Raw genomic sequence first — 17,004 nt, forward strand, 5'->3', positions numbered from 1 at the left:
TCACCATGAGCTCGGGCGTCCCGCACCTGGCGAAGGGCCTGACCTGGGAGGATCAGCCCGTCGGGTTCCGGTTCCGCACCTTCGCCCGCACGATCACCGAGACCGATCTCGTCAACTACGTCGCGCTCTCCGGGTTCTGCGGCCCCCTCTTCTACGACGCGCGCAAGGCCGAGGCGGCCGGGTACGCGGGCCGGCTCGTGCCCGGTGTGCTCACGCTGGCCCTGGCTGAGGGGCTCGTCGTGCAGACCAACGTCATGACCGGCACCGGCCTGGGCTTCCTCGGGGCCCAGTTCGACGTGCGCCATCCCTGCTACGTCGGCGACACGATCGAGGTCGTCGTCGAGGTGACCGAGTCGCGGCCCACCAGCAAGCCGGGGCGCGGCCTGGTGAAGACGCACAACCGGGTGCTCAACCAGCACGGCGACGTCGTCCTCGAGTACCACCCGGTCCGGCTCCAACGTGGAAAGGACTCCCCATGACCGGCATGTGCGCGGACCGGGTCTGCGTCGTCACGGGCGCCGGGCGCGGCCTGGGCGAAGTGCACGCGCACGCACTCGCCGCCGCCGGTGCCCGCGTGGTCGTCAACGACCTCGGCGCCGCCAAGGACGGCACGCGACCGGACCCGTCGGTCGCCGAGGCCGTCGTCGAGAAGATCCGCGCCGCAGGCGGCCAGGCCGTGGCGCACGCGGGCGACGTCTCGACCGAGGAGGGCGCCGAGAGCCTGCTGGAGTGCGCACTGTCGACCTGGGGCCGGCTCGACGTCGTGATCAACAACGCCGGCATCCTGCGCGACAAGATGCTGGTGAACATGACGACCGAGGACTGGGACTCGGTGCTGAAGGTCCATCTCCGGTCGACGTTCCTCACCTCCCGCGCCGCCGCCCGGTACTGGCGCGAACAGCACAAGAAGGGCGTCGAGAACGACGCGCGGATCGTCAACACGACCTCGTCGTCGGGCATCTACGGCAACGTCGGCCAGTCCAACTACGGTGCCGCCAAGGCCGCCATCGCGTCGTTCACGATCATCACCTCCCGTGAGCTGGAGCGCTACGGGATCACGGTCAACGCCGTGTGCCCGACCGCGCTGACGCGGATGACCGCTGACACCCGGTTCGGCGAGAGCGAGGACGCTCGATCGGGCGTGCTCGACCCGAAGTGGGTGTCCCCGGTGGTCGTGTGGCTGGCCTCGAAGCAGTCCACCGGGGTCACCGGCCGGGTCATCGTCTCCTCGGGCCGTAACCTGGCCGTCGCCGAGGGGTGGCGGCGGGGCCCGACCGCGCCGCCCGTCGAGTCCGCCGAGGACGTCGACGGTGTGCTGCGTGACCTGCTCGACCGTGCGCAGCCGAACGCGAACCAGCGCGGCGAGGTCGTCCGGTGAAGTTCCTCGTCGAGTACCCGGTCTCGAGCGAGCGCGGCGGCGGCGAGTGGATCTCGCCCGACGGGATCCGCCGGTTCGCGCAGACGGCGGAAGAGGCCGGGATCGACGCGCTGGCCTTCACCGACCACCCGGCACCGTCGGCGAAGTGGCTGCGGCAGGGCGGGCACGAGACGTTCGACCCGTTCGCGGCGCTCGCGTTCTGCGCCGCCGTCACGACCCGGCTGCGGCTCATGACGCGGCTCGTCGTGCTGCCCTACCGCAATCCGCTCGCCACCGCCAAGTCGCTGGCCACCGTCGACGTGCTCTCCGGGGGCCGGGCGACGTTCGTGCTCGGCGCCGGGTACCTGCGGTCGGAGTTCGCGGCGCTCGGCGTGGACTTCGCCGAGCGGAACGCGCTGTTCGACGAGGCCGTCGAGGTGCTGCGCAACCTCTGGACGACCGAGGAGTTCCGCTTCGCCGGCAGGCGGTTCACGGCGCTCGGTGTCACCTCGCTGCCCCGGCCGGTGCAGCTGCCGCACCCGCCGCTGTGGCTGGGCGGGAACAGCTCGGTCGTGCTGGATCGGGTGGCCCGGTTCGGGGCCGGCTGGTCGCCGATGCTGGGCGATCCCTCGGTGGCCGCCGCGGCTCGCACCCGGTCGATCACCTCGCACGACGAGCTGCGCGGGCTCCTCGACGACCTGGGCGGGCGGATGGCGGCCGCCGGGCGCAACCTCGACGAGCTGGACATCGCGGTGCCCGATCCCGCGGCGGACCTGCGCCTCGCGATGAGCCCGGACGAGCGCCGCACCCGGCTTGCCGAGCTGGCGAAGCTCGGCGTCACCTACACGGTGGTCCGGCTGGACCCGGCCGCCGATCTCCCGACGACGTGCGCGCAGCTCGCCGAGCTCGGGCGCGCCGTGGGCGCCGCTCAACCCTGCTCCTCCCGGAGCTGAGCGGCGATCCAGGCCGCGATGTCGGCGTGGGCCTGCCGCGCCTCGGGCAGCTGGTCGTGGAGACCGAGGAAGCCGTGGAACGCGGGGTACTCCCGGGTGGTCACCGCCACCCCGGAGGCGGCCAGACGGGCGGCGTAGGCGTGCCCCTCGCTGTTGAGCGGATCGCACTCGGCCACCGCGACGAACGCCGGCGGCAGACCGGCCAGCTCAGCGCGCAGCGGGGAGCAGTACGGGTTCGTCCGGTCCCCGTCCGGCACGTACTGGTCCCAGTACCACCGCATCTTCGGCAGCGTGAGCGAGCCGCCGCCGTCGGCGAAGCGGAGGTAGGACGGGGTGTCGAAGCGGCAGTCCGTCACCGGGTACACCAGGACCTGGCAGCGCACGACGGGCCCGCCGGCGTCGCGCACGCGCAGCGTGACCCCGGCGGCGAGGTTGCCGCCCGCGCTGTCCCCGGCGATCGCGATCCGCTCGCGGGCGACGCCCAGCGCGGGTGCCTCGTCGTGGAGCCAGCCCAACGCGGCGCACGCGTCGTCGAGCGCGGCGGGGAAGGGGCTCTCGGGGGCGCGCCGGTAGTCGACGGAGACCACGACCGCGCCGGTGTCGCGGGCGAGCCTGCGGCAGATCGCGTCGTGCGAGTCGAGGTCGCAGAGCACCCAGCCGCCGCCGTGCAGGTAGAGGACCGCCGGGGCGCCCTGGACGCCGGGGTCCGGCCGGTAGACCCGCACGGGCACCTCGGGCGCACCGGGCGGGCCCGGGATCGTCCGGTCGGTGACCTCGGCGAGATCGGGCCCGGGGACGCGGCGGGCGGCCTCGGCCTGCAGACGGCGGGCCGTCGGCGCGTCGAGGACCTCGGTACCCACGGCGGGGGAGCGCTCCTGCAGGACCGCCAGGAGTCGTGCTGCGTCGGGGGAGAGTGGCACGCACCGATCGTCGGACACCGGTATTACCGGTGTCGTTACCGGGCCCCAGGGCGGGTAATGGCCGAGGTAACGGCGCCGCAACAGGGTGGAGGCCATGGCAGGCACACAGGACTGCTAGCCGCGCCCGTACTGGCTCCCGACGAGCCGCGCGCACCACAGGCTCACCGAGTCCAGTGCAGAGAGCACCGAGGAGAATCATGGCCTACGACCTGTTCAGTGCCGACGATCACGTGATCGAGCACGGCCGGGTGTGGACGGACCGAGTGTCGGCGAAGTTCCGCGACGTCGCACCGCACGTCATCGAGGAAGGCGACCGCGAGTACTGGGTCTACGAGGACACGCGCAGCGCTCAGATGGGCCTCAACGCGGTCGCGGGGAAGTCGTCGGACGTGTACACGCCGGACCCGATCCGGTTCTCCGACATGCTTCCCGGCTGCTACGACCCCGTGGCGCGGGCCAAGGACATGCTCGACAACGGCATCCGGGCGAGCGTGTGCTTCCCGACCCTGCCGAAGTTCGGCGGCACCCTGTTCCTGAAGTTCAAGGACAAGGAGCTCGCGGACGAGTGCGTCCGCGCCTACAACGACTTCATCATCGACGAGTGGTGCGCCGCCGTCCCGGGCATGTTCGTGCCGATGATCATCGGACAGCTGTGGGATCCGCCGGCGATGGCGAAGGAGATCCACCGCTGCGCCGAGAAGGGCGCCCGGGCGATCAGCTTCCCGGAGAACACGGTGCCGCTCGGTCTGCCGTCGTTCTTCACCGACCACTGGGACCCGTTCTGGCAGGCGGTCACCGAGACCGACATGGTGGTCTGCATGCACATCGGGACGAGCGGCGGCCTGCCCTCGCCCTCGCCCGACGCGCCGAACTTCGACGGCCTCGGCCCGGTGACGATCGCGCTGTCGTCGGTGAACTCGTTCGTGTCGGCCGTGAACCTGTCGATGAGCCCGGTGCCGAACAAGTTCCCGAACATCAAGGTCTGCTACTCGGAGGGCGGCATCGGCTGGGTGCCCGCGGCGGTCGAGCGCGCCGACCGGCAGTACCTGCGCCACCGCAAGTGGAGCGGCCTCGACCAGCGGCTGCCCAGCGACGTGTTCCGCACCAACTACTGGTTCTGCATGATCGAGGAGCCGGTCGGCATCAAGTACCGCTACGACATCGGCGTCGACCGGATCCTGTGGGAGTGCGACTACCCGCACGTCGACTCGCCGTGGCCGCACAGCCAGAAGGGCGTCGAGGAGATCATCGGCCCGCTCCCCGCCGAGGAGCGCGAGCTGATCACCTACAAGAACGCCGAGAAGCTGTTCAAGTGGGAGATGGCGAAGGCACCCACCGCGGTGCCGGCGTGAGCCGCGGTGCGGCGGCGGGACCTCGGAGCACACCCCGCCGCCGCACCGGGTGAGGGCCCCTCGGCACGGGGGACCTCTCGGGAGGGCGGGCACGATCTGCCCGGGTGAGGTCGTGGTGCGAACCGCGGCCCAGCGGCACGGCGGCCGTGGCGGGCCCCGCGCGACCCCGGGTGGATCGTGCCCGTTTCGTTTTCGCGGTGCGTGGCGCGCACATGGGTCGCGGGCGATGCGTGGCGAAACCGGTTCCGGCGCGGTGATCGGGGGGTTCGATGCAGGTCCAGGCGAACGGCGGATACATCCACTACGAGGTGGTCGGCGAGGGGCCACCCCTGCTGATGCCGTCCCACGCGAGCACGACGCGCTGGCGCGCCGTCGCAGCGGAGTTCGCGGGCGAGTACACGGTGATCGGCGTCGACTTCCGCGATGCCGCCGGGCTGACGCGCTTCCCGCCCGAGCCGTTCACGATCGAGGACCTCGCCGCGGACTGCCTGGCCGTGCTGCGAGCGCTCGGCTACGAGCGGGCGCACTTCGTCGGGCTCTCCCACTCGGCCCTGGTCGGCCAGGCGCTGGCGATCGAGCACCCGGAAGGCGTCGACCGCCTCGCACTGACCATGACCACCCCCGGGCACGATGCGCACCGGCCCGACGACCCGCAGCTGCGAGCGATCGAGGACCAGAAGCTCACCGTGGAGGACGAGGTCGGGGAGGCGCTGCGCCGGGCACAGGCCGGGGATCCCGAGGGCGTGCGGCGCGCGGCCGAGTTCCTGTACTCGCAGGCTGCGGTCGCCCGCGACCCGAAGCTCGTCGACGCGGGTGTCGAGCAGGTGTTCGGACCGAACTTCGCCCAGCCACCGGAGGTGCGCGGACGGTTCTGGGCGGTCATCGGCCGGTTCACCTCGCGGGGCCGGCTCGACCGGATCCGGTCCCGGACGCTCGTCGTCACCGGCAGCGGGGACCGCCTCGTCCGGCTCGACGACGCGTGGACGCTGTGGCGGCAGATCCCGCAGGCCACGCTCGTCGCGCTCGACGGGGTCGGGCACGACTGGTGGATCGAGGCTCCGGCGCGGGTGGCTGCGGTCGTGAAGCAGTTCCTGCGGGGGAGCTTCGACGCGGACGCCTGACCGCACCCAGTCCCTGGACGCAACGAACGGCCCTTTCGTCCACTCCGAGTGGACGAAAGGGCCGTTCGTTGCGTTTCAGCCGGGCCAGCACCCGGCGGGATCAGGCCCGCTCCAGCAGCGTGCCGGTCCCGAGCCCGCCCCCGCAGCACATGGTCACGAGCCCCAGCCGCCCGCCGGTGCGCTCCAGCTCGTCGACGGCCTTGGCGAGCAGCACGGTGCCGGTGGCGCCGAGGGGGTGGCCGAGCGCGATGGCGCCGCCGTTGGGGTTCACCTTCGCCGGGTCGGCGTGGGTCTCGGCGAGCCACGCCAGCACGACGGAGGCGAAGGCCTCGTTGATCTCGACGAGATCGATGTCGTCGATGCTCAACCCGGTGTCGCGGAGGATCTTCTCGGTGGCCACGATCGGCCCGGTCAGCATCAGCACCGGGTCACTGCCCACGAGCACGGATCGGCGCACGATCGCGCGGGGCCGCAGCCCGAGCTGCTCGGCCCGCCGCCGCGACATCAGCAGCGCGGCGCTCGCCCCGTCGGAGATCTGCGACGCGGTGCCGGCCGTGTGCCGGGCCGGCGCACCGCCGGCGCGGGTGATCGGCGTGAGCCCGGCGAGCGCCTCCAGCGTGGTTTCGCGCAGCCCCTCGTCCCGGTCGACCGTGATGGTGCCGGTGGCGTCGCGGGCCGGCACCTCGATCGGCACGATCTGCCGGTCGAACCGACCCTGCTCCCACGCGGCGATGGCGAGGTCCTGGGAGCGCTTGCCGAACGCGTCGAGCTGGTCGCGCTCGATGGACCACTTCTCCGCGATGCGCTCGGCGCCCTCGAACTGCGTCGTCGGCTCGTGGAAACGGGCGTAGCGGCCGCCGCGCGGCGTGCCGTAGTCCGGCTCGCGCGGCACGTTCGACCCGAGCGGGATCCGGCTCATCAGCTCCACCCCGCACGCGACGGCGACGTCGGCGATCCCGCTCGCGATCAGCCCGTGCGACAGGGTCACCGCCTCCTGCGACGACCCGCACTGCGTGTTGACGGTGACCGCCGGCACCTCCAGCGGCAGGCCCGCCGCGAGCCAGGCGTGCCGGGCCACGTTCGACGCCTGCATCCCCAGCTGGTTCACGCACCCGCCGACCACGTGGTCGACGACGTTCGGGTCCAGTCCGGTCCGCTCGACGAGGGCCAGCAGCACGTCGCCGAGCACCTCCGTCGAAGAGGCCGATGCCAGTGCGCCGTTCCGTCTGCCGATGGGTGATCGCACGGCGTCGACGATCACGACCTCTTCGGATGCACTCATGTGTCCGACGCTATGCGCGTATCCGTTACGCACCCGGTTATCGTTCACCGGAATTTCGCGAACGAGGTGTGTGAACGGCGTAACGGCTACCGTAACCGCACGTCCATAGCGTGCGGGTATGGACCTAGACCTGCTGTTCGAGATCACCGTGGCGAAGCCGTGGGAAGGTGGTCTGCACGAGGCTGAGCAAGCCAAGTTCCAGAGCGCCATCGAGCAGGTGAAGCTCGCGGACAAGCTCGGTTTCCGCACGGCGTGGTTCGTCGAGCACCATTTCCGGGAGGGCCGCTCGCACTGCTCGGCTCCCGAGGTGCTGCTCGGCGCGCTGTCGCAGGTGACCGAGCAGATCCGGCTCGGTTTCGGCGTCACCCTCATGCCCCACGGCTTCACCCACCCCGTGCGCGTGGCCGAGAAGGTCGCGACGGTCGACGTGCTCAGCGGCGGCCGTGTGGAATGGGGCACCGGCCGGTCGACGCCGGGTGAGCAGACCGCGTTCGGCGTGCCGACCGGTGACGTGAGCCGACTGCAGTGGCGCGACGCGGTGCAGTCGGTCGTGTCGATGTGGGGCAACGACCGCTTCACCTGGGACAGCGAGTACCTCAAGTTCGAGACGCCCCGGCCGGTGCTGCCGAAGCCGGTGCAGTCGCCGCACCCGCCGGCGTGGACGGCCGCGGTCAGCGAGGGCAGCGCCGCAGCCGCGGGCGAGGCGGGCCTCGGGCTGCTGTCGTTCTCCATCCTGCGCCCGCTCGAGACGATGGCCCGGCACATCCGCGAGTACCGCGAGGCCGCGCGCAACCCCAAGCCCATCACCGACGTGACCCTGAACCGCGTGGCGGCGTACACGCTGGTGCACTGCGCGGAGTCGCGCGACGTCATCGAGGAGCGCAAGGCGTGGGACTCGGTGTGGTGGTGGTACCAGAACCAGGCCGAGCTCGCCCTCGAGTGGGACTTCCCGAACTACACCCAGGAGCAGAAGGACGCGATCTTCCCGCTGCTGAAGGAGCGGGCGGAGGGCCGCTTCGACGTCCACGACTTCGCCAAGCAGGACATGGTCATCGTCGGCGACGTCGACGAGGTCGTCGAGAAGATGAAGCGCTACGCCGACGCCGGCGTCGACCAGCTGATCTGCTACTGCGAGTTCGGGCACCTCTCGCACGAGGCGATCATGGAGAACCTCGAGCTGCTGGGCACGAAGGTGCTGCCGAAGATCCGCGACTACGTGCCGAACCCGGACGCGTTCCGGCCCGGTGACGAGCTGGAGGAGAACTCCGACGTCGCACTCTCGCCCGCGGGGATCACGAGCCGTTTCCGCGGGAAGGACGAGTAGTCCGGTACGGATTCCGTACCGAGTCCGGACGGGTGATCCGGCGACCTCATGTAACGCGTTTCGTAACAGGTCGCCGGAATGCTCGGCACACCACCGGGTGCTCCCAGGACGCGGACCCGGGTGCGGGTTCCGCGGGTGGTGCCCCGGCCCATCTCCTCTTCTCGTGAACCGAGGTGCTCCACGTGCAGGGACGGCTGACCGGGAAGGTCGCCTTCATCACCGGGCTCGCCCGGGGCCAGGGCCGCGCGCACGCGCTGCGGCTGGCTTCGGAGGGGGCCGACATCGTCGGGCTCGATCTGTGCGCCCAGATCGACACGGTCGACTACCCGATGAGCACACCCGACGACCTCGCCGAGACCGTGAAGCTCGTCGAGGGCCTGGACCGCAGGATCGTCGCCCGCATCGGCGACGTCCGGGACGCCGAGTCGATCCGCTCGGTGGTCCGGTCCGGCCTCGACGAGTTCGGCCGGCTCGACTTCGTGATCGCCAACGCGGGGATCATGCCCATCTGGGGCGAGCACTCCGACACGATGGCCGCCTGGCAGGACTGCCTGGACGTGCTGCTGACCGGCGTGCTCAACACGATCGAGGCCACGTATCCGCAGCTGGTGGCGCAGGGCAGCGGCGGCTCGATCGTGATCACCAGCTCGATGGCCGGCGTCGCGCCGATGATGCGCACCCTCGAGGGCCGCACCCTCGGGCTGCTCGGCTACAGCGCGGCCAAGGCGGCGCTGGTCAACCTGGCGCAGAACTACGCCAGCATCCTGGCCGCTCACCACATCCGGGTGAACACCGTGCACCCCACCGGTACCCGGACCCCGATGGTGGTGAACGAGGTGATGGCCAACCACGTCGTGAAGGACCATCCCGACGACCTGAAGGCACTGGTCAACGCGATGCCGGTGGACATGGTCGAGCCCGAGGACATCGCCGCGGCGGTCGCGTGGCTGTGCTCGGACGACTCGCGCTACTTCACCGGCAGCTCCCTGCGCATCGACGCCGGTGCCAGCTTGCGATGACGGAGAGACCGATGAAGATCAGTGTGGATCGCGACCGCTGCGAGGGCTACGGGGTCTGCGCCGAGGTCGCCCCCGACCTGCTGCACCTCGACGACGACGGCGAGCTCGTGGTCGATGTCGAGGACCTCACCCCGGAGCAGACCGAGACCGCGGCGTCGGCCGCCCGGGTCTGCCCGGTGGCCGCGCTGAGCCTCCGCGATGCCGGCTGACGCGCTGCGCCACGTCGCGGTCGTCGGCGCCTCGCTCGCGGGCACGGTCCTGGCCGACGCGCTGCGCCGCAACGGCTTCGACGGCCGGATCACGCTGATCGGCGGCGAAGCGAGCCCGGCCTACAGCAGGCCCGCGCTCTCGAAGGGGGTCCTGACCGGCAAGGAGCAGCTCGACGACATCCTGCTGCACCCGTTGGGCTCCGACGTCGAGCAGCGGCTGGGCACGCACGTCGTCTCGGTCGATCTCGACGCTCGTCGGCTCGTCCTCGACGACGGCGACGAGATCGCCTTCGACGGCCTCGCGATCACGACGGGCGCGCGGGCGCGTCGGCTCGCCGATCTGGGCGCGGCCGAACCGGGTGCCAGGGAGACGACGTTCCGCGACATCCTCGACGCCCGCCGGCTGGGCGGCGAGCTGGACCGGGCCCGTCGCGTAGTGATCGTCGGCGCCGGCATCCTCGGCATGGAGCTGGCCTCGGCGTGCGTCGACCGCGGCGCCGAGGTGATCCTGATCGACCAGCAGCCTCCGCTGCGCGCGCAGCTCGGCGAGTTCCTGGCGGACCTCGCCGTCGCAGCGGCGCTGGAGCGGGGCGTCCGGTTCGTGCAGGACGCATCGGTGCGCATCCGCGGCCGCGAGACCCCCGTCGTCGAGCTGGGCGACGGGCGCCGGTTCGAGGGCGACGTCGTGATCAGCGCAGTGGGTTGCCTGCCGAACGTCGAATGGCTCGCCGGCACCCACCTCGACACGGCCGGCGGGGTCCGCGTCGACAGCCGGGGCCGGGCCGGGGGGAACGTCGTCGCCGCTGGGGACGTGGCCGCATACCCGTCCGGTTCGGGGCACCGCCGCACACCGCTGTGGAACAGCGCGATGGAGCAAGCCCGGACCGCGGCCGCGGCGCTGCTGCGCGGCGACGAAGCGCCGCCGCTGATCCCGCCCGAGTACTTCTGGACCGAGCAGTTCGGACTGGCGATCAAGGCGTGCGGAACGCTGCCGCCCGCCGGGCAGCCGATCTACCTCGAGGGCGGGCCCGGCGCGTCCGAGTTGCTGCTGCAGTGGCGGTCCGGGGATGTCCCCACCACCGCGGTCGCGGTGAACACCCGAGTTCCCGTCAAGAAGTTGCGAGCCCTGTCCCGGAGGGCGTGACACCACGAGGAGGGACCGATGACGATCGCCTCAGCACCGCCCCACAGCGACGTCGACCTGTTCAGCGACGAGGTCCTGCTCGACCCGTACCCCGTGTACGCGCGGCTGCGGGAGATGGGGGCCGCCGTACGCCTCGACGCGCTCGACCGGGTCTGGGCACTGACCCGCTACGACCACATCCGGGCCGCCGACGGGGACTGGCAGACCTTCTCGTCCGACGCCTCGGTCGGGCTCAACGAGGTGATCAACGCCCGGCTGGTGGGCAGCATCCTGGGCAGCGACCCGCCGTGGCACGACAAGCTGCGCGCGGTGCTCATGGCCCAGTTGTCACCGCGCTCCATCCGCCGGATCACCGACTACGTCGAAGAGGCCGCGGACCGGCTCGTGGACTCCCTGGTCGAACGCGGACGCTTCGACGCGGTCCCGGACCTCGCCACGGTGCTGCCGCTGACGGTGGTGTTCGACCTCATCGGGCTGCCCGAGAGCGGGCGCGGCAACATGATCCGCTGGGCCGACGCCATGTTCACGATCTTCGGGCCGCTGAACGACCGCACCCGCGCCGGCGTGCAGATCATCCCGGAGATGTACGAGTGGCTCGGCACCCTGCAGGCCGAGGACCTGCGCCCGGGCAGCATGGGCCGATCCATCTTCGACGTCGCCGGCGAGCAGGGCTTCGATCACCACCAGTGCGTGAAGCTCCTGGCCACCTACGTCACGGCCGGGATGGACACCACGATCAACGCGATCTCGAACGCGGTGGCGCTGTTTGCCGAGCACCCGGACCAGTGGGACGCCGTGCGCGCCGACCCCGGTCTCATCCCGAGCGCCTTCAACGAGGTGCTCCGCTACGAGTCGCCGGTCCTGGCGTTCGCCCGCCGGGTCACCCGCGACGTCGTCATCGACGGCGTCGAGGTGCCGGGCGGGGACCAGGTCGTGCTGCTGTTCGGCTCCGGCAACCGCGACGAGCGCCACTACCCGGACCCGGACCGCTTCGACGTCCGCCGCAACCCCGTCGACCACCTGTCCTTCGGCTACGGCATCCACACCTGCGCCGGGCAGGCCCTGGCGCGGATCGAGGGACACGCGATCCTGCGGGCGCTGTCCGAGCGCATCCGCCGGTTCCACACCGGCGAGCCGAAGCGGCACCTGAACAACGTCGTGCGCGGGTTGGAGTCGCTGCCCGTCGAGATCGAGACCTGACCGGGGCGGGAGACGGATCAGCCGGTGCAGCCGTGCGGGGCTGCACCGGCTTCTTCCTTTCCCGGGGCTTTTCGGGGCGGCTTCTGCCGGTTCGCGGATCAGTACCGGGATCCGGTGCGAGGCCGCTGCGCAGAGAACGACGGCGCCGTGATCAACAGACCTGTTGATCACGGCGCCGTCGTTGTCGACCCGGCTCGGTTCAGCGCACCGTGCCCTGCTCCCGCAGCGACCGGATCTCCTCAGGGGCGAAGCCGCACTCGGCGAGGATCTCGTCGGAGTGCGCACCGAGGTCGGGTGCCAGCCGGTGCGGGACCACCGCGGCGTCGCTGACCCGCAGCAACTGGTCGAACTCGCGGACGCGGCCCAGCGTGGGGTGCGGGCACTCGGCCACCCGGCGGCTGCGGTGGTTCGCCGGGTCGCGCAGGAACGCGGCGTTGTTGTACGGCCGCGGCTCCATCGCCGGGACCCCGGCCCGGCCCAGCGCGGCGAGCCACTCCTCCGTCGGCCGGGTGCGGAACGCGTCGTCGAGCAGCGCGGCGAGCTCGTAGTCGTTCTCGACGCGGGCGGCGGGGGAGGAGAACCGGTCCAGCGCGGCGAACCCGACGCCGGTCGCGCGGCTGAGGGCGGCGATCTCCTGCTCAGTGGCGGCGACGACGCAGATCCAGCCGTCCGCCGTCTCGTAGAGCCGCTCCAGCGCGGAGAAGCCGGTCTGCAGGGGGTCGAGCCGGCCGGCGTTGAGCACCTCGCGGTCGCCGGCGCGCCGCACGATGTGCGCCATGTGCACCAGCGCCGAGTTGAGCTGCGGTACCTCCACGTACGGGGCGCGGCCCTCGCGGCGGCGCACCAGCAGCGCGGTCAACATGGCGACCGCACCGATCAGGCCGCCGCCCGGGTCGGCGTTGCCCAGCGGATAGAGCGGCTCGTTGAACTGGCCGCCCGCCTCGAACCCGGCGCCGGCGTACCCGGAGATCATCGGCTCGAAGCTCTGCCGGTCCCGCAGCGGGCCGGAGCTGCCCCAGCCGGGGGCGTACAGGTAGATCGCGTCCGGGTTGATCGCGGCGACATCAGCCGCGCCGACCCCGAGCCGCTCGGCCGCGCCGGGCCGCATGTTGTGGTGGACGACGTCGGCCCAGCGCACGAGGTGGTCGAGCACCCGCCGCCCGGCATCGGTCTTGAGATCCATGGCGAGCGAGCGCTTCCCGGCCTGGGCGCTGCGGAAGAGCGGCGCCAGCCCGCGCAGCGGATCGCCCGAGGTCGGTTCCAGCTTGACGACCTGCGCGCCGAGGTCGGCGAGCAGGCGGCTGCCGTACGGCCCGGCGAAGTACGCACCGAGGTCGAGGATCTTCACCCCGTCCAGCAGTGGGCCCGTGGCGGGGGGACCCGGCGCGAACCACGGCCGTTCCCGCTCCGGGCCGCCGGCGAACGCGAGCGCCGACGGATCGGGCACCCGCTCCTCGCCGCGCACCGACGGCGCCGGGCCCCGGTCGAAGCGGATCGGCGGCGCGACCTGCTCGAGGGGGCCGAGCTGCGGATCGTCGACGGTGCACACCATCCCGTTGACGCGGGTCTGCTCCTCGTCGAACACCGCGCCCGGCCGCAGCTGCGGCACCACGCACACGTCGGCCTCGGTGAGGACGGCGACCCAGTGGTCGCGCGGCTTCGTCAGGAACGCCGCGGGCAGCTCCTTGTCGAGGACGCGCTTCTCCTCCTCGGTCAGCCGGATGCCCATCTCCGCCGCGGAGCCGTCGGAGCTGCGGATGTGCACGTCCAGGCCGAGCGCGCGCATCAGCCGGTCGAAGCCGCCCACGGCGCCCGTGTGCACGCCGATGTACTCGTCGTCGGCGCAGCGGAAGGAGCCGGTCACCAGGCGGGTCGCTCGCACGGTCGTGTAGTCGTCCTTGGTGCGGGCGGTCAGCTGAGCGTTGTCGGCGTCGCCCCAGTACAGCGACAGGTAGGCCAGCGCGCCGTCGACGAGCGAGGTCTCCACGGCCCGCCCGATCCCGTCGAAGCTGCGCCGGTAGAGCGCACCGAGCAGCCCGACGAGGGCCAGGTGGGCCGCCCCGACCGACGCGAACGGCAGCGCCTCGAAGATCGGCGGCGGGCGATGGCCGAGCTGCTCGGCCATCGTGCCGACGTAGGCGTGCACGAGCGCCTCGTAGCCGGGCAGGGCCGGGTCGACGTCGCTCGGGCCGAACCCGGTGACCGACACGTGCACCAGGTGCGGGTGCCGCTCGTGCAGCTGCGCGTACCCGAGCCCGAGCCGTTCCGCGACGCCCGGGCGCCAGCTGCAGACCACGACGTCGGCGTCGGTGAGCAGGGCGTCGATCCGCTTCGCCCCGTCGGGGCTGCGCAGATCGAGCTCGGCGCAGCGCTTGCCGCGGTTGAACACCGCGTGCTCGGCAGGGCGCCGCACCCGCAGCGGATCACCGCCGGGCGGCTCGATCCGGACGACGTCGGCGCCGTAGTCGGCGAGGAAACCACCGATCCGCGCGCCCGCGGCCTCGCGGCTGCAGTCGACGACGCGCAGCCCGGCGAGCGGACCGGGTTCGTTCGCACTCATCTGAAGATGCACCACCCCGGGGGTCTGAGGACTTCGGAGCCGATCAGCCGACCGGCTCCCGTAGCTGGTCGGCGAGCCCGGTGAGGCGGTGGAGCCGCTCGTGGTGCGCGTGCGGGTCGCCGAAGAGGATCGCGGAGCTGCGGGAGCGGCGGAAGTGCAGGTGCGCCGGGTGCTCCCAGGTGAAGCCGATACCGCCGTGGACCTGGATGTTCTTCGCCGCCACGTCGACGTAGGCCCGCGAGCAGACCGACTTCGCGACGCTCGCAGCCACCGGTAGCTCGTCCGGCGCGTCAGCAGCCGCCAGCGCAGCCCGCGCCGCTGTCTCGGCCGCGCACTGCACCTGCAGGAACATCTCCGCGCACAGGTGCTTGACGGCCTGGAAGCTGCCGATGGGGCGGCCGAACTGGACCCGGGTGCCGGCGTACTCCACCGCCATGTCCAGCACGCGGCGGCTGGCGCCCGCCTGCTCGGCGGCCAGCGCTGCCGCGGCGTACTGCAGCACCTTCTCCAGCACCGGGCCGGCCGCGCCCACGGCGCCGACCGGCCGCGCCGGGGCGTCGCGGAACACGACCTCGGCGAGCTTGCGGGTCGGGTCCATCGTCGGGATCGGGCGGACGTCGACGGCGGCCCGGTCGACGGCGAAGAGCGCCGGGCCTTCCGGGGAGGCGGTGAAGACCAGCACCAGGCCAGCCACCAGCGCGTCCAGCACGTAGTGCTTCGTCCCGGACACGGTCCACCCGGTGGCAGCCGGCGTGGCCGTGCAGCCGGCACCGACCTCGTCCCAGCGGCCGGACCGATCGGCGATCGCCACGGTGGCGACGAGCGACCCGTCCGCGATCCCCGGCAGGTAGTCGCGGCACGCGTCGGCGTCGCCCGACTCCAGCAGGGCGCGGGCGGCCAGCACCGCGCTGGCGAGGTACGGCCCGCAGAACAGCGCCCGGCCCATCTCCTCCAGCACGACCGCTTGTTCGACGAACCCGGCCCCGGCGCCGCCGTACTGCTCGGGGATCGCGATCCCGACGAGGCCGAGCTCGCGGGCGAGCTGGTCCCACACCGCCGGGTCGTGGCCCTCGTCGGTCTCCATGAGCCGGCGGACGTCGTCCTCCGCGGACTTCGCTTCGAGGAACTCCCGGATGACGGTGCGCAGTTCCGTCAGCTCCTGGTCGGGGGCAGAACTCATGCGTCGCTCGTCCAACCTCGTGCGGTGGTCATGACCAGTCCACGTTCGGCCCGCTCCGTTACCGGGCTCGTTAGAGCCGGACGGGCCGGTAACGGGCGGTGTAATAGGCCCTGCCGCATCGTCGGGCACCGTGAACGCGCTGAGTGACGACGAGGTCCATCGCCTGCTCGACGCGGTTCTGGGACCGCGGGACGCCTCGAGGCGCGCGACGACCCTCGGCGCAGGCGGGTACGACCTGGAGGCCGGGCGCCGCTACCTCGCGGCCGTCGCCGGCACCGGGCTCGCCGTGCCGACCTGGCCGGTGGAGTTCGGCGGGCTGGGCGCCGACGCCGCGGAGGCGCGGCGGCTGGAGGCCCTGCACCACCGATACGCCATGCCGGACATGTACCCGTTCCGGGTCGGGCTGAAGTTCGTCGGCCCCACCCTGCTCGCCCACGGCACGCCCGAGCAGCAGCAGCGCTGGCTCGCCGCGATCGCGAGCGGCAAGGAGATCTGGTGCCAGATGTTCTCCGAGCCCGAGGCCGGATCGGACCTGGCGAACGTCGCGACGATCGCGCGCCGCGGGCCCGCCGGGGACTGGATCCTCACCGGGCAGAAGGTCTGGACGAGCCGCGCCGCCTACGCCGACTGGGGCATCTGCCTCGCCCGTACCGACCCGGACGTGCCGAAGCACCGCGGGATGACGATGTTCGCCGTCGACATGTCCGCTCCCGGGGTTGACGTGAGGCCGCTGCGCCAGATGAACGGCGACGCCAGCTTCAGCGAGGTCTTCCTGACCGACGTCCCGGTGCCCGACGAGAACCGGATCGGCGAGGTCGGCCAGGGCTGGAAGGTCGCGCTGACGCTGCTCGCGCACGAGCGGTCCAACGCCGACCGCAGCGCGCCACCGGCCCGGGACGCCCCGCTGCTGCCGTCGTGGCTGACGGAGCTAGCGGACTCCGGGGCGCTCGCGGACCCCGTGCTGCGTGAGGAGGCGATGGAGCTGTTCTGCTACGACCGCGCCATCCACCACCTGCAGCAGCGCGCCGCGGAGCTGCGCGCCGCGGGCAAGCCCGGCCCGGAGGGCTCCGGGCTGAAGGTGCACGGCGCCCGCTCGTTCAAGCGCCGCGTCGACCTGCTCGCCCGCGCCCGCGGGGCCGAGGCGCTGCGCTCGGACTGGCCCGGCTGCGTCGACCTGCTCACGGCGCCGTCGATGTCGATCCGCGGCGGCACCGACGAGATCCAGCTCAACGTCATCGGCGAGCGCATCCTCGGCCTGCCCGCCGAGCCCCGCGTCGACCGCGATGTCCCGTGGACCGTGGCGCGCCGCGGGGCCATCACGCCGTCCCGATGACACCACCGCGATGACACCACCGCGATAACACCACTGCGATAACGCCGAAC

General features: G+C 72.2%; 15 protein-coding genes. 11 read left to right on the forward strand and 4 right to left on the reverse strand.

Going from position 1 to position 17,004, the window contains the following annotated elements:
* Positions 1 to 5 precede the first annotated feature (5 nt).
* From BUE41_RS15305 to BUE41_RS15315, 3 genes are read left to right on the forward strand one after another with little or no spacing between them, the layout of a single operon-like run.
* On the forward strand, positions 6 to 479 hold the full coding sequence (locus BUE41_RS15305) for a MaoC family dehydratase (RefSeq protein WP_073457786.1): 474 nt from the start codon (positions 6 to 8) through the stop codon (positions 477 to 479).
* Positions 476 to 1,378 (forward strand): SDR family NAD(P)-dependent oxidoreductase, encoded by a 903-nt coding sequence (locus tag BUE41_RS15310; RefSeq protein WP_073457787.1) that lies wholly within the window; start codon positions 476 to 478, stop codon positions 1,376 to 1,378. Before BUE41_RS15305 ends, BUE41_RS15310 begins: the two co-directional genes overlap by 4 nt.
* A complete protein-coding gene (locus BUE41_RS15315) occupies positions 1,375 to 2,310 on the forward strand; it encodes an LLM class F420-dependent oxidoreductase (RefSeq protein ID WP_073457788.1) in 936 nt (311 codons plus the stop codon). The genes BUE41_RS15310 and BUE41_RS15315 overlap by 4 nt, the downstream gene beginning before the upstream one ends.
* Here the strand turns inward: BUE41_RS15315 and BUE41_RS15320 are convergent.
* A complete protein-coding gene (locus BUE41_RS15320) occupies positions 2,286 to 3,230 on the reverse strand; it encodes an alpha/beta hydrolase (RefSeq protein ID WP_143172181.1) in 945 nt (314 codons plus the stop codon). The genes BUE41_RS15315 and BUE41_RS15320 overlap by 25 nt on opposite strands.
* A gap of 197 nt (positions 3,231 to 3,427) precedes the next feature.
* Here BUE41_RS15320 and BUE41_RS15325 point away from each other — a divergent pair, with 197 nt between their 5' ends.
* Together BUE41_RS15325 and BUE41_RS15330 are read left to right on the forward strand one after the other, a co-directional pair.
* Positions 3,428 to 4,582, forward strand: coding sequence for an amidohydrolase family protein (locus BUE41_RS15325; RefSeq protein WP_073457790.1), 1,155 nt, complete (start codon positions 3,428 to 3,430; stop codon positions 4,580 to 4,582).
* A gap of 269 nt (positions 4,583 to 4,851) precedes the next feature.
* Positions 4,852 to 5,703 (forward strand): alpha/beta fold hydrolase, encoded by an 852-nt coding sequence (locus BUE41_RS15330; RefSeq protein ID WP_073457791.1) that lies wholly within the window; start codon positions 4,852 to 4,854, stop codon positions 5,701 to 5,703.
* Between the two features lie 100 nt (positions 5,704 to 5,803).
* On the opposite strand, the gene BUE41_RS15335 is transcribed toward BUE41_RS15330, so the two are convergent.
* Positions 5,804 to 6,985, reverse strand: coding sequence for an acetyl-CoA C-acyltransferase (locus BUE41_RS15335; RefSeq protein WP_073457792.1), 1,182 nt, complete (start codon positions 6,983 to 6,985; stop codon positions 5,804 to 5,806).
* Positions 6,986 to 7,103: 118 nt separating this feature from the next.
* On the opposite strand from BUE41_RS15335, the gene BUE41_RS15340 reads away from it, so the two are divergent.
* The 5 genes from BUE41_RS15340 to BUE41_RS15360 all read left to right on the forward strand — a co-directional run bounded on the left by BUE41_RS15340 (position 7,104) and on the right by BUE41_RS15360 (position 11,881).
* Positions 7,104 to 8,309 carry an LLM class flavin-dependent oxidoreductase gene (locus BUE41_RS15340; protein ID WP_073457793.1) on the forward strand — a complete coding sequence of 402 codons (1,206 nt, stop codon included), beginning with the start codon at positions 7,104 to 7,106 and terminating at the stop codon, positions 8,307 to 8,309.
* 182 nt (positions 8,310 to 8,491) lie between these two features.
* The gene (locus tag BUE41_RS15345) at positions 8,492 to 9,328 is read left to right on the forward strand and encodes a mycofactocin-coupled SDR family oxidoreductase (protein ID WP_073457898.1); all 837 of its coding nucleotides are present in this window, start codon (positions 8,492 to 8,494) and stop codon (positions 9,326 to 9,328) included.
* Between the two features lie 11 nt (positions 9,329 to 9,339).
* Entirely contained in the window at positions 9,340 to 9,537 is a 198-nt protein-coding gene (locus BUE41_RS15350) for a ferredoxin (protein ID WP_073457794.1), read from the forward strand.
* The gene (locus tag BUE41_RS15355; protein ID WP_073457795.1) at positions 9,527 to 10,681 is read left to right on the forward strand and encodes an NAD(P)/FAD-dependent oxidoreductase; all 1,155 of its coding nucleotides are present in this window, start codon (positions 9,527 to 9,529) and stop codon (positions 10,679 to 10,681) included. Before BUE41_RS15350 ends, BUE41_RS15355 begins: the two co-directional genes overlap by 11 nt.
* Before the next feature lie 18 nt (positions 10,682 to 10,699).
* Positions 10,700 to 11,881, forward strand: coding sequence for a cytochrome P450 (locus tag BUE41_RS15360; protein ID WP_073457796.1), 1,182 nt, complete (start codon positions 10,700 to 10,702; stop codon positions 11,879 to 11,881).
* 199 nt (positions 11,882 to 12,080) lie between these two features.
* Here the strand turns inward: BUE41_RS15360 and BUE41_RS15365 are convergent, their stop codons facing one another.
* Positions 12,081 to 14,441: a CaiB/BaiF CoA-transferase family protein gene (locus tag BUE41_RS15365; RefSeq protein WP_073457797.1), complete on the reverse strand. Its 2,361-nt coding sequence runs from the start codon at positions 14,439 to 14,441 to the stop codon at positions 12,081 to 12,083.
* Positions 14,442 to 14,484: 43 nt separating this feature from the next.
* Complete coding sequence (locus BUE41_RS15370; protein ID WP_073457798.1) at positions 14,485 to 15,621, reverse strand: acyl-CoA dehydrogenase family protein; 1,137 nt, start codon at positions 15,619 to 15,621, stop codon at positions 14,485 to 14,487.
* Positions 15,622 to 15,751: 130 nt separating this feature from the next.
* Here BUE41_RS15370 and BUE41_RS15375 point away from each other — a divergent pair, with 130 nt between their 5' ends.
* On the forward strand, positions 15,752 to 16,954 hold the full coding sequence (locus BUE41_RS15375; protein ID WP_084755101.1) for an acyl-CoA dehydrogenase family protein: 1,203 nt from the start codon (positions 15,752 to 15,754) through the stop codon (positions 16,952 to 16,954).
* Positions 16,955 to 17,004 lie beyond the last annotated feature (50 nt).

This window comes from Pseudonocardia thermophila (genome assembly GCF_900142365.1).
Taxonomy (GTDB): Bacteria; Actinomycetota; Actinomycetes; order Mycobacteriales; family Pseudonocardiaceae; genus Pseudonocardia; species Pseudonocardia thermophila.